We start from the raw sequence: 11,561 nt of genomic DNA on the forward strand, positions 1-11,561 counted from the left end.
GGGCGCTGCACACGATCGTGCTGGGCACCCCCGGCCTGGTCCACCCGCGCACCGGCCTCGCGACCGACGCGGGCGTCCCCGGCTGGCGCCCGGACCTGCTCCCGGCGCTGCGGGACCGGCTGGGCGCGCCGGTCGTGGTCGAGAACGAGGTCAACCTCGCCGCCGTCGCCGAGCACCGGGTCGGCGCCGCCGCCGGGCACGACGACTTCGCGCTGCTCTGGCTGGACGACGGCATCGGCGCCGCGGTCGTCCTGGACGGGCGGCTGCGGCGGGGCGCGTCCGGCGGCGCGGGGGAGGTCGGGCCGCTGCGCTTCGGCGGCGAGCAGTTCTGCGCCCTGCTGGAGGCCGGCGCCGTCCGCGGGCTCGCCCCGGCGGCCCTCGCGGACCGGATCGTCGGCGCCGTCTTCGCGCTCGTCGCCGTCCTGGACCCGGGGCTGGTCGTGCTCGGCGGCGCGACGGGACGGGACGGCGGCGAGCTCCTGGCCGGTCTGGTCGCCGAGCGGCTGGCCCCGCTGTCCCCGGCGCCGACCGAGGTGCGCGCGAGCGCCGTCGAGGGCAACACCATCCTGCAAGGGGCGGTGCTGACCGCGCTCGGCCTCGCCCGCGACGACGTCTTCGGCTAGCCGGGCGGCCGGGCCCGGTCAGGTCCGGTCAGGGGCGCGGCATGCGCTCGCCGGAGCGCAGCCGGTCCAGGCCGAGCCAGATGAACTCCAGCGCCATCTGCTCGGCGCGCTCGCGGTCGGTCTCGGGGTGGTCCAGCCACCACGACACCATCGACAGCATCGACCCGTACATGAGCGGGACGAGCAGCCGCGCCCGGCGCTCGTTCACCTCCAGCGCGGCCCTGGAGAGCTTCGGGTCGGCGCGGCGGCGGCGGAGCAGCAGGTCGGCGAACGCGGTGCCGAGGCGGTCGCGCAGCTCCCGCAGCCCGAGGCCGACCTCCGGCTTGTCCAGGTGGCGGATGACCAGCGCCCAGGCGTCCGGGTCCTCGGTGGCGTAGTCGAACAGGACCCGGATCATCGCGCGGATGCCCTGCGCCGAGTCGTGCTCGGCGAGGACGGCCGCGTTGAGCCGCGCGGTCAGCTCGGTGACGACCGCGTCGGTCACCTCGGCGAACAGCTCCTCCTTGGACGCGAAGTGCTGGTAGAGCAGCGCCTTGGAGACCTGCGCCGCCGCCGCGACGTGCTCCATCTGCGTCAGGTGGTAGCCGCGCCGCCCGAACTCCTCCAGCGCCACCTGGAGCAGCTGCTCGCGCCGCCGGGCGTGCGGCATCCGCCGCCGGACGCCCGGCGCCGCGTCCCCCGTGACTCCGGTCATGCCCCGAGGTACTTGCCCAGCTCGGCGCGGGCCACCGACCGGACGTGCACCTCGTCCGGGCCGTCGGCGAGCCGCAGGGTGCGCAGCCCGGCCCACATCGCGGCGAGCGGGGTGTCGTCGCTGACGCCGGCGCCGCCGTGCACCTGGATGGCCCGGTCGACGACCTCCAGCGCGACCCGCGGCGCCACGACCTTGATCGCCGCGACCTCCGACCGGGCGGCCTGGACGCCGTGCTTGTCGATCAGCCAGGCGGTCTTCAGGGTCAGCAGCCGGGCCTGCTCGATCGCCATCCGGGACTCGGCGATCTGCGCCCGGACCACGCCCTGCTTGGCGAGGGGCCCGCCGAACGCCTCGCGCGACAGCGCGCGCTCGCACATCAGCTCCAGCGCCCGCTCGGCCATGCCGATCGCGCGCATGCAGTGGTGGATGCGGCCGGGGCCGAGGCGGGCCTGGGCGATCGCGAAGCCGCCGCCCTCCTCGCCGACGAGGTTCTCGACCGGGACGCGGACGTCGGTGAAGGTGATCTCGGAGTGGCCGTGCTGGTCCTGGTAGCCGAACACGGGCAGCGGGCGGACGACCTCGACGCCCGGCGCGTCCAGCGGCACGAGCACCATCGACTGCTGCCGGTACGGGTGGCCCTCGGGGTCGGTCTTGCCCATCACGATCATGATCTTGCAGCGCGGATCCGCGGAGCCGCTGATCCACCACTTGCGCCCGTTGATGACGTAATGGTCGCCGTCGCGCTCGATGCGGGTAGAGATGTTGGTGGCGTCGGAGCTCGCGACGTCCGGCTCGGTCATCGCGAACGCGCTGCGGATCTCGCCGTTCAGCAGCGGGACGAGCCAGCGCTCCTTCTGCTCGGGCGTGCCGAACAGGTGCAGGACCTCCATGTTCCCGGTGTCGGGGGCCGCGCAGTTCGTGGCCTCCGGCGCCAGGCTCGGGGAGCGGCCGGTGATCTCGGCGAGCGACGCGTAGTCGGTGACGCTCAGGCCGTGCGCCGGGTCGTCGCTGTCGGGCAGGAAGAGGTTCCACAGGCCCCGCTTGCGCGCCTCGACCTTGAGGTCCTCCACGATCTGGGGGACGTGGTGCTCGCGGCCCCGCGCCCGCAGCTCGCGCCGCTGCTCCGCGTAGACCGGCTCGGCCGGGTAGACGTGGGAGTCCATGAAGTCCTGGAGGCGGCCGAGGTGGTCCTGGGCCCGCTCGCTCAAACCGAAGTCCATTCCGCTAGAGTAACTGACGAGTCAGTTACTTGGGGAGGGAGTCCCATGGCAGCCTTCGACGGCACCGGCAAGGTCGCGCTGATCACCGGCGGTTCCAAGGGCATCGGGGCCGCGGTGGCGCACCGGCTGGCCGGCGAGGGGACCCGGGTCGTGCTCGCCGACGTGGACGCCGACGCCGGCACCGCGCTGGCGGACGAGCTCGGCGGCGCCTTCGTCCGCTGCGACGTGCGCGAGCCCGCCGACAGCGAGGCCGCCGTCGCCGCGGCCGTCGACCGCTTCGGCGGCCTCGACATCGCGTTCCTCAACGCCGGCATCGCCGGGGGAGGGGGCGTCGACGCCGACTTCGACCTCGCCGCCTACCGCCGCGCCATGGGCGTCAACCTCGACGGCGTCGTCTTCGGCGTGCACGCCGCGCTGCCCGCGATCCGCGCCCGCGGCGGCGGCGACATCATCGCGACGGCCAGCATGGCGGCGCTGACCGCCACCCCGTTCGACCCGGTCTATGGCGCCAACAAGGCGGCCGTGGTCGGACTCGTCCGCGCCCTCGGGCCCGCGTTCGAGGGCGAGGGCATCCGGGTCAACGCCCTGTGCCCCTCGTTCGCCGACACCGACATCCTCGTCCCGATGAAGGAGCAGCTGGAGGCGACGGGCTTCCCCATCCTGGACGTGTCCGACGTCGTCGAGGCGTTCATGGCCGTGCTGAACGCCGACGGCGCCGGGCAGGCGTGGTATGTGGTTCCCGGGCGCCCGTCCGAGCCGTTCAAGTTCCGCGGCGTTCCCGGGCCCCGCTGAGCCCGTCCGCCCTGTCCGTCCCGTCCGTCCGGCAGGACCGAAGGAGAGTCATGCGCGCGATCCAGATCACCGAGTTCGGCGGCCCCGAGGTCCTGAACGTCACCGAGCTGCCCGACCCGTCCGCGGGGCCCGGGCACCTGCTCATCGACGTCTCCCGGGCCGGCATCAACTACGCCGACACCCACCAGGCCGAGAACAGCTACCTGTCGGAGACGACGCTGCCGCTCGTCCCGGGCGGCGAGGTCGTCGGCACCACCCAGGACGGCCGCCGCGTCGTCGCGCTCGTCGGCACCGGCGGGTACGCCGAGCGGGCCGTCGCGCCCGAGGCCCTGGCCTGGGACGTCCCGGACGGCATCGACGACGCCACCGCCCTGGGCATGATCGTCCAGGGCGCGTCCGCGTGGCTGCTGCTGCGCCGCAGCGTCCACCTGGAGCCCGGCGAGTCGGTCGTCGTGCACGCCGCCGCGGGCGGGGTCGGCACCCTCGCCGTCCAGCTCGCCAAGGCGTGGGGCGCCGGGCGGGTCATCGCCACCGCCTCGTCCAAGGAGAAGCGCGACCTGGCGCTGGACCTCGGCGCCGACGTCGCGATCGACGCGAACGAGCCCGACCTGAAGGACGCGCTCATCGAGGCCAACGGGGGCCGCCGCGTCGACACCGTCCTGGAGATGACGGGCGGGGACGTCACCGACCAGAGCCTGCGCGCCCTCGCCCCGTTCGGCCGCCTCGCCTTCTACGGCATGGCCTCCCGCCGGGAGCCGTCGCCGGTGCGGCCCGCCACGCTGATGTCGCACTCCACCACGATCGCGGGCATGTGGCTGGCGCACGTCTTCCAGCTCCCCGGCGACGTGATGCGGTCCGCCCTGGACGAGCTGTTCGGCCTCGCCGCCGACGGCCGGCTCAAGGTCGTCCACGGCGGCGAGTACGGGCTCACCGAGGTCCGCCGGGCCCACGAGGACCTGCGCGCCCGCCGCACGACGGGCAAGCTCGTCCTGGACCCCTCCCGGTAGCGGCCGGGGGCGGGGCCTCAGCCCACCAGGCCGTTCTCGTAGGCGTAGACGACGGCCTGGGTGCGGTCGCGCAGCGCGAGCTTGGTCAGGACATGCCCGACGTGCGTCTTGACCGTCTGCTCGGCCAGCACCAGCTCGCCCGCGATCTCGGCGTTGGACAGCCCGCGGGCGATCAGCCGCAGCACGTCCAGCTCGCGGGGCGTGAGCCCCGCGGTCGCGTTCGGGCTCGGCCGCTGGTGGCGGCGCCGGCGGGCGAAGTCGCCGATCAGCCGGCGGGTGATGGACGGGGCGAGCAGCGCCTCGCCCGACGCCACGATCCGCACGCCGTTGACGAGGTCGGCGGCGGAGGCGTCCTTCAGCAGGAAGCCGCTGGCCCCCGCGCCGAGCGCCTCGTAGACGTACTCGTCGAGGTCGAACGTCGTGAGGACGAGCACCTTGGGCCGGGCGTCCGCGGGGTCGCCGTCGCCCGCGGGCGCGCCGATCAGCTCGGCGGTCGCGGCGAGGCCGTCCATCTCCGGCATCCGGATGTCCATCACGATGACGTCCGGGTCCAGCGCGCGGGCCATCTCCACCGCCTCGCGCCCGTTGCCGGCCTGCCCGATCACCTCGATCCCGGGGTCGGAGGACAGCAGCGCCGCGAGCCCGTCGCGGATCATCACCTGGTCGTCGGCGATCAGCACCCTTATGGTCACGACAGAACTGTACGGGCCGGACGTCCCGCCCGTGATCGGTCGGCCCGGATCGCCCCCGCCCGGCTCGCGGGCCAGGCCGCTCAGCCGGAGTCGCCGTAGGGCAGCTCGGCCGTCACCGACCAGCCCGCCCCGCCGCGGGGCCCGGCCTCCAGCGTGCCGCCGAGCATCGTCACGCGCTCGCGCATCCCGACCAGGCCGTGCCCGCCGCCGTGCGACTCCTCCGGCGCGCTCCGGGCGCCGTCGTCGGTGACGCACACCGTCAGCGTCTTCGCCCCGTACCGCACCTCGACCTGGACGCCGGCGCCCGGCGCGTACCGGGCCGCGTTGCTCAGCGACTCCTGGACGATCCGGAACGCCGACAGGTCGACGCCCGCGTCCAGCGGGCGGGGCATCCCGACGACGACGGTGCCGACCGCGAGGCCCGCGCCGCGGGCGGCGGTGGTGAGCTCGTCCAGCCGGTCCAGGCCCGGCTGCGGGGCCCGCTCGGCGCCGTCGTCGTCCGAGCGCAGCAGCCCGACGACGCGCCGGGTCTCGATGAGCGCCTCGCGGGCGGCGTCGCGCACCACCCCGAACGTCTGCCGGGCGGCGTCCGGCAGCTCGGGGATCTTGTAGGGCGCGGCCTCGGCCTGCATGGCGATCACCGACATGTGGTGCGCGACGACGTCGTGCAGCTCCCGGGCGATGCGCGCCCGCTCCTCCAGGACGGCCTGCCGGGCGAGGTCCTGCCGGTGCTGCTCCTCGCGCCTGCGCAGCTCCTCCACGGCCGAGTTGCGGCCCCCGACCGCGTCGCCGAACGTCAGCGCGACGACCACGAGCCCGGCGAGGATCATGCCGAACCAGCCGGCCATGCCGAACAGCACGGCGGGCAGCAGCGTCCCGGCGACCGTGGCGGCGCCCACCCCCACGGTCGTCTGGCGGTCGCAGCCGACGCCGACGAAGAACAGGATGACGAGCAGGGCGAGGATCGCGGTGACCGGCCAGGGCATGAAGCCCTCGCCGTGTCGGACGAGCACCGTCAGCAGCAGCCCGAGGGCCGCGACCCGCCAGGCCGTGAGCGGCCGGCGCGCCGCGAACACCAGCGGCGCCGCCTGGAGCGCGCCGAGCGGCCACGCGTACGACGCGTCGAGGTGGTAGGACTCGATCGGGATGGCGATGGAGCCCGCGGTGAAGCCGATGGTCAGCGCGAGCAGGAACAGCAGGATCGGGTAGCGCAGCAGGCGCCGCTCGGGCAGCAGCCAGACGCCGGGCTCGTCCGACCCGGGGACGAGCGCGGCGCGGATCCCGCTGAGCAGCCTGGCCCGCCTGCCCGGCCCGGGGCGCGTTGGTTCGTTCATCTCACTGCGAGCCTAGGACGCCCGTGACCAGGATCGCCTGCCCCCGGGGAGGGAGATCCCATCCGCTCCCTGGGTATCAGCGCGGCGGCCCCTCGCGACGCTAGACGGTATTTCCGATTGACTTTATAGGGATTGTGGTCCACCCTTGGAGGGGTGACGTTCTCCAGCTCCCCTGACGAGCGCCTGCACGAGCGCCTGCACGTCGACCTGCGCCGCCAGGCCAGCGCGCTGTGTCGCCGGCCGTCCCGCTGAACCACGCAAGGACGCCGACCGCACACCGCCGAGGAGCACGACCGCATGACCGTCACCACCGACTCCGGCGCGCCCACCGGAGCCTCGCCCGCCGCCCACGTCCCGGACGCCCTGGACGCCGCGCGGGCCACGGAGACCCTGCCCGTCCCGGAGACCCTGCCCGTCCCGGAGGCCGCCCAGGTCACTGAGACCGCACCGGAGATCACCCGGGAGGCCGCCCCGGAGGGCGCCCCGTCCGGGGCGCCGCTCGCGCCGCCCCGGCTCGCCGAGCGCGCCCGCGAGCTGGCCCGCAACTGGCCGGAGTGGCTGCACCGCGTCCGGCTCGACCCGCAGGGCCGCTGGTACCAGCGGCTCCACCAGGACGCCGAGCACGAGATCTGGGTGATCAGCTGGCTGCCCGGCCAGTCGACGGGCTTCCACGACCACGGCGACTCCGCCGGCGCCTTCGCAGTCGCCCTCGGGACGCTGGAGGAGGACCGCGTCCGCGCCGTCCGCTCGCTGGGCGTGGGCGAGGCCCGCTCCTTCGGGCCCGACTACGTGCACGACGTGCGCAACACCTCCGACGCCCCCGCGGTGAGCGTGCACGTGTACTCCCCGCCGCTGTCGTCGATGCGGCGGTACGACCTGGACGCCGAGGGCCGGCTCGTCGAGCTGGCGTCCGAGTCGGCCGAAGACTGGTAGACGCCCCGGGAGGACGCCGACCGTGCCAACCCCGTCCGTATCCACCTCGTCAGCGCCGGCCTCGCCCGTACCGACCCCGTCCGGGCCGGCCTCGTCGGCGCCCGCCTCGTCCGCCGGGGCCGAGGTCCCGCGGGGCCGCGCCCGCCCGGCGCTCGCCACGCTGCGATCGTCGCGCGCCGCGCTCGCCCGCTGGATCAGCCCGCTCGTCCTGCTGGTGCTGTGGCAGCTCGCCTCCAGCACCGGCCTGCTGTCGGAGCGGCAGCTCCCGGCGCCGTCCACCGTCGGCTCGACCGCGCTCGACCTGATCGGCGACGGGACGCTGACCGACGCCATCACCGTGTCGGTGCAGCGGGCGGCGCTCGGGTTCGCCGTCGGCGCCCTGGCGGGCGTGGGCCTCGCCGTCCTCGCCGGGCTCAGCCGGCTCGGCGAGAACGCCGTGGACCCCGTCATGCAGATGCTGCGGGCGCTGCCGCACTTCGGGCTCATCCCGCTGTTCATCCTCTGGTTCGGCATCGGCGAGTCGCCGAAGGTCGCGCTGGTGGCGCTGGGCGTCGCGTTCCCGCTCTACCTCAACACCTTCGCCGGCATCCGCGGCGTGGACGGCGGGCTTGCCGAGCTGGCGAGGACGCTCCGGCTGGGCCGGGCCGGGCTCGTCCGGCACATCGTGCTGCCCGGCGCGCTGCCGCAGGCGCTCGTGGGCCTGCGGCAGAGCCTCGCCGCCGCCTGGCTCGCCCTCATCGTGGCCGAGCAGGTCAACGCCGACTCCGGGCTCGGCTACATGATCAACAACGCGCGGGAGTTCCTGCGCACGGACGTCGTCGTGCTGGGCCTCGCCGTCTACGCGGTGCTCGGGCTGCTCACCGACGCGGCCGTCCGGCTGGTGGAGAGGAGGGCGCTGACATGGCGCAAGGGCTTCCCGGTGTGAGCGCGGAGCCGGACGCGGCGGGCACGGACGCAGCCGCGGGAACGGACACGGAAGCAGGTGCGGGAACGGGCGCGTACGCGGCCCGCGTGCAGGGGCTGACCCGCCGGTTCGGGGACCGCGCCGTCCTGGACGGCGCCGACCTCACCATCGCCCGCGGGGAGTTCGTGGCGCTGCTCGGGCGCAGCGGGTCCGGCAAGTCCACGCTGCTGCGGGCGCTGGCCGGGCTCGACGGCGGCACCGAGGGCGGGCTGGACGTCCCCGCGACCGTCGCGGTCGCCTTCCAGGAGCCGCGGCTCGTCCCGTGGAAGCGGGTGTGGGCGAACGTCGTCCTCGGCCTGGACACCGCCGACCCGCGCGGCGCGGCGGACAAGGCGCTGGCCGAGGTCGGGCTGGCCGAGCGCGGCGGCGCGTGGCCGCTGACGCTGTCCGGCGGGGAGGCCCAGCGCGCCTCGCTCGCCCGCGCCCTCGTCCGCGACCCCGGCCTCCTGCTGCTGGACGAGCCGTTCAGCGCCCTCGACGCGCTCACCCGCATCACGATGCACCGCCTCGTCCTCGACCTGTGGGAGCGGCACCGGCCGGGCGTCCTGCTGGTCACCCACGACGTGGACGAGGCGCTGCTGCTGGCCGACCGCGTCCTCGTCCTGGACGGGGGCCGCATCGCCCACGAGTCCCGGGTGGGGACGCCCCGCCCCCGCCACCGCGACCATCCCGACCTCACCGCCCTGCGCGCGACCCTCCTCGCGCGGCTCGGCGTCGCCCCCGAAGGAACCGCATGACCCCCCGCTCCGCCGTTCGCCCTGCCCTCCGCCCCCTCCGGAGATCCCTCGCGACCCTCGTCCTCGCGGTGACCGCGCTCACCGCCGCCGCGTGCGGCGGCGACGGCGACGACGCGCAGAGCGCCGCCGTCGGCCCGGACGGCAAGGTCGACCTGTCCAAGGTGACGCTGCGGATCGGCGACCAGAAGGGCGGCCAGCAGGCGCTGCTCGGCGCCGCGGGCGTGCTCACGGGCGCCCCGTACAAGATCGAGTGGAAGCAGTTCACCTCCGGGCCGCCGCTGCTGGAGGCGGTGAACGCCGGCGCCCTGGACTTCGGCGCCGTCGGCAACACCCCGCCCGTCTTCGCCGCCGCGGCCGGCTCCAAGATCAAGATGGTGGCGGCCGCCGACATCGGGCTGACCGGGCAGGCGGTCCTCGTCCCGAAGAACTCGCCGATCCGTACGCCGGCCGAGCTGAAGGGCAGGCGGATCGCGGTCGCCAAGGGCAGCTCCGCGCACTACCACCTGCTCACCGTCCTGCGGAAGGCGGGCCTGACGTTCAAGGACGTCCAGCCGCAGTACCTCGCGCCGCCCGACGCGCTCGCCGCGTTCAGCACCGGCAAGGTCGACGCGTGGGCGATCTGGGACCCGTACACGGCGCAGGGCGAGGCGCAGGCGGGCGGGCGCGTCCTCGTCGACGGCACCGGCTACACCACCGGCTACAACATCATCGTCGCCTCGTCGAAGGCGCTCAAGGACAAGGCCCGGGAGGCGGCCCTCCGCGACTACCTCACGCGGCAGCGGCGCGCCCTCGTGTGGGCCAACACCCACGTCAAGGAGTGGGCGGCCGTCTGGGCGAAGGACACCGGCCTGCCGGTCGCGGTCGCCGAGGTCGCCGGACGCCGCCGCGCGGCCCGGCTGATCAAGCTGGACGGCACGTTCGTCGCCAACGAGCAGCAGGTCGCCGACGCCTTCCGCGACCAGGGGCTCGTCCCGGCGAAGGTGAAGATCGCCGACTTCGTGGACACCCGCTTCAACGACCTGAAGGACCCCTCATGAGCCTCCGCTTCCACTGGTTCCTGCCCACCACCGGGGACAGCCGGGCCCTCATCGGCGGCGGGCACAGCGTCCCCTCGGGCGTCGGGCGGCCGCAGGCGCGGCCGGGCACGGCGGACCAGATCCGGCCACCGGACATCGACTACCTCGCCCAGGTGGCCCGGTCCGCCGAGCAGCTCGGCTTCGAGGCCGTGCTGACCCCGACCGGCACCTGGTGCGAGGACGCGTGGCTGGTCACCGCCGCGCTGCTGCGCGAGACGTCCCGGCTGAAGTTCCTCGTGGCGTTCCGGCCCGGGTTCGTGTCCCCGACGCTCGCCGCCCAGATGGCCGCCACCTACCAGCGGATCTCGGGCGGGCGGCTGCTGCTCAACGTCGTCACCGGCGGGGAGGCCGCCGAGCAGCGCCGCTTCGGCGACCACCTCGGGCACGCCGAGCGGTACGCCCGGACGGACGAGTTCCTGTCGATCGTCCGCGGCGCCTGGAGCGGCGAGCCGTTCGACCTGAAGGGCGAGCACTACCACGTCGAGGGCGCGACGGTCTCCCGGCCCCCGGACCCGATCCCGGAGATCTACTTCGGCGGCTCGTCCCCGGCCGCCGGGCCCGTGGCGGCCCGGCACGTCGACACCTACCTCACCTGGGGCGAGCCGCCCGGGCAGGTCGCCGAGAAGCTCGACTGGATCCAGGGCCTCGCGGCCGGGAACGGCCGGACGCTCCGGTACGGCATCCGCCTGCACACCATCAGCCGCGACACCTCCGAGGCCGCGTGGGCGGAGGCGCAGCGCCTCCTGGACGGCATCGACCCCGCGCACATCGCCCAGGCCCAGCAGGCCCTGGCGGCCAGCGACTCCGTCGGCCAGCAGCGGATGCGGACCCTCCACGAGGACTACCGCGCCTCCGGGGCGGCCTCGGCCGGGGCCGCCCGCGACCTGGAGATCCACCCCGGCCTGTGGGCGGGCGTCGGCCTCGTGCGCGGCGGCGCCGGAACCGCGCTGGTCGGCAGCCACGCCGAGGTCGCGGACCTGATCGAGCAGTACGCCGCGCTCGGGATCGAGGAGTTCGTCCTGTCCGGCTACCCGCACCTGGAGGAGGCCTACTGGTTCGCCGAGGGCGTCCTGCCCGAGCTGCGCCGCCGCGGCGCCGTCCCGCACCTGCGCGCCACCGCGTGATCCCGGCACCGCCCCGCCGCGTCCCGGGAGAGTGATCTTGCGGAGGCGCGGCGGGGCGCGGAGACTGCGGGGGTGACCGACCTCAGGCATCCGATCTTCGCCCGGCTCTACCCGCGCCTGGACGCCGCCTCGGCGCGGGCGGGCGGCGACGCCCACCGCGCCGAGCTGCTCGACGGCGCGTCCGGCCGGGTGCTGGAGCTCGGCGCCGGGTACGGCGCGAACTTCCCGCACTACCCGCCGTCGGTGACGGAGGTCGTGGCCGTCGAGCCGGAGCCGCGGCTGCGCGCGCTGGCCGCGCGGGCTCTCCCGTCCGGGCCCAGGTCAGCAGCCGGGTGCCGCCGTCGGCGTTGCGGGCCACATGGGTC

General features: G+C 75.2%; 13 protein-coding genes and 1 pseudogene. 10 read left to right on the forward strand and 4 right to left on the reverse strand.

Annotation, left to right across the window (positions count from 1 at the left end; genetic code table 11):
* Positions 1-623: ROK family protein (locus E1300_RS41630; protein WP_131762795.1), on the forward strand; the 623-nt coding region annotated here is incomplete at its 5' end.
* Between the two features lie 28 nt (positions 624-651).
* On the opposite strand, the gene E1300_RS41635 is transcribed toward E1300_RS41630, so the two are convergent.
* Positions 652-1,317, reverse strand: a complete 666-nt coding sequence (locus E1300_RS41635; RefSeq protein WP_131762796.1) for a TetR/AcrR family transcriptional regulator — start codon at positions 1,315-1,317, stop codon at positions 652-654.
* Positions 1,314-2,537 carry an acyl-CoA dehydrogenase family protein gene (locus E1300_RS41640; protein WP_131762797.1) on the reverse strand — a complete coding sequence of 408 codons (1,224 nt, stop codon included), beginning with the start codon at positions 2,535-2,537 and terminating at the stop codon, positions 1,314-1,316. Before E1300_RS41640 ends, E1300_RS41635 begins: the two co-directional genes overlap by 4 nt.
* Positions 2,538-2,582: 45 nt before the next feature.
* On the opposite strand from E1300_RS41640, the gene E1300_RS41645 reads away from it, so the two are divergent.
* Positions 2,583-3,329 carry an SDR family oxidoreductase gene (locus E1300_RS41645; RefSeq protein WP_131762798.1) on the forward strand — a complete coding sequence of 249 codons (747 nt, stop codon included), beginning with the start codon at positions 2,583-2,585 and terminating at the stop codon, positions 3,327-3,329.
* 50 nt (positions 3,330-3,379) lie between these two features.
* Complete coding sequence (locus E1300_RS41650) at positions 3,380-4,336, forward strand: quinone oxidoreductase family protein (protein WP_131762799.1); 957 nt, start codon at positions 3,380-3,382, stop codon at positions 4,334-4,336.
* A gap of 17 nt (positions 4,337-4,353) precedes the next feature.
* On the opposite strand, the gene E1300_RS41655 is transcribed toward E1300_RS41650, so the two are convergent.
* Together E1300_RS41655 and E1300_RS41660 are read right to left on the reverse strand one after the other, a co-directional pair.
* Positions 4,354-5,028 (reverse strand): response regulator, encoded by a 675-nt coding sequence (locus E1300_RS41655; protein ID WP_131762800.1) that lies wholly within the window; start codon positions 5,026-5,028, stop codon positions 4,354-4,356.
* Positions 5,029-5,108: 80 nt separating this feature from the next.
* On the reverse strand, positions 5,109-6,362 hold the full coding sequence (locus E1300_RS41660; protein ID WP_131762801.1) for a sensor histidine kinase: 1,254 nt from the start codon (positions 6,360-6,362) through the stop codon (positions 5,109-5,111).
* A 153-nt stretch (positions 6,363-6,515) separates the two neighbouring features.
* On the opposite strand from E1300_RS41660, the gene E1300_RS41665 reads away from it, so the two are divergent.
* The 7 genes and pseudogenes from E1300_RS41665 to E1300_RS41700 all read left to right on the forward strand — a co-directional run.
* Complete coding sequence (locus E1300_RS41665; protein WP_131762802.1) at positions 6,516-6,614, forward strand: putative leader peptide; 99 nt, start codon at positions 6,516-6,518, stop codon at positions 6,612-6,614.
* 45 nt (positions 6,615-6,659) lie between these two features.
* Complete coding sequence (locus E1300_RS41675) at positions 6,660-7,295, forward strand: cysteine dioxygenase (protein ID WP_207400262.1); 636 nt, start codon at positions 6,660-6,662, stop codon at positions 7,293-7,295.
* A gap of 22 nt (positions 7,296-7,317) precedes the next feature.
* On the forward strand, positions 7,318-8,220 hold the full coding sequence (locus E1300_RS41680; RefSeq protein WP_131762804.1) for an ABC transporter permease: 903 nt from the start codon (positions 7,318-7,320) through the stop codon (positions 8,218-8,220).
* Positions 8,196-8,996, forward strand: a complete 801-nt coding sequence (locus E1300_RS41685; protein ID WP_131762805.1) for an ABC transporter ATP-binding protein — start codon at positions 8,196-8,198, stop codon at positions 8,994-8,996. The genes E1300_RS41680 and E1300_RS41685 overlap by 25 nt, the downstream gene beginning before the upstream one ends.
* On the forward strand, positions 8,993-10,033 hold the full coding sequence (locus tag E1300_RS41690; RefSeq protein ID WP_131762806.1) for an ABC transporter substrate-binding protein: 1,041 nt from the start codon (positions 8,993-8,995) through the stop codon (positions 10,031-10,033). The genes E1300_RS41685 and E1300_RS41690 overlap by 4 nt, the downstream gene beginning before the upstream one ends.
* Entirely contained in the window at positions 10,030-11,196 is a 1,167-nt protein-coding gene (locus tag E1300_RS41695) for an LLM class flavin-dependent oxidoreductase (protein WP_131762807.1), read from the forward strand. Before E1300_RS41690 ends, E1300_RS41695 begins: the two co-directional genes overlap by 4 nt.
* A 72-nt stretch (positions 11,197-11,268) precedes the next feature.
* Positions 11,269-11,561, forward strand: a pseudogene (locus E1300_RS41700) (hypothetical protein); the annotation flags it as partial.

This window comes from Actinomadura fibrosa (assembly GCF_900659615.1).
GTDB classification, from domain to species: domain Bacteria; phylum Actinomycetota; class Actinomycetes; order Streptosporangiales; family Streptosporangiaceae; genus Spirillospora; species Spirillospora fibrosa.

Coding starts and splice junctions, on each gene's coding strand:
- E1300_RS41685 (WP_131762805.1), top strand. CDS start 8,196: ATGGCGCAAGGGCTTCCCGGTGTGAGCGCGGAGCCGGACGCGGCGGGC.
- E1300_RS41675 (WP_207400262.1), top strand. CDS start 6,660: ATGACCGTCACCACCGACTCCGGCGCGCCCACCGGAGCCTCGCCCGCC.
- E1300_RS41695 (WP_131762807.1), top strand. CDS start 10,030: ATGAGCCTCCGCTTCCACTGGTTCCTGCCCACCACCGGGGACAGCCGG.
- E1300_RS41640 (WP_131762797.1), bottom strand. CDS start 2,537: ATGGACTTCGGTTTGAGCGAGCGGGCCCAGGACCACCTCGGCCGCCTC.
- E1300_RS41660 (WP_131762801.1), bottom strand. CDS start 6,362: ATGAACGAACCAACGCGCCCCGGGCCGGGCAGGCGGGCCAGGCTGCTC.
- E1300_RS41650 (WP_131762799.1), top strand. CDS start 3,380: ATGCGCGCGATCCAGATCACCGAGTTCGGCGGCCCCGAGGTCCTGAAC.
- E1300_RS41645 (WP_131762798.1), top strand. CDS start 2,583: ATGGCAGCCTTCGACGGCACCGGCAAGGTCGCGCTGATCACCGGCGGT.
- E1300_RS41690 (WP_131762806.1), top strand. CDS start 8,993: ATGACCCCCCGCTCCGCCGTTCGCCCTGCCCTCCGCCCCCTCCGGAGA.
- E1300_RS41635 (WP_131762796.1), bottom strand. CDS start 1,317: ATGACCGGAGTCACGGGGGACGCGGCGCCGGGCGTCCGGCGGCGGATG.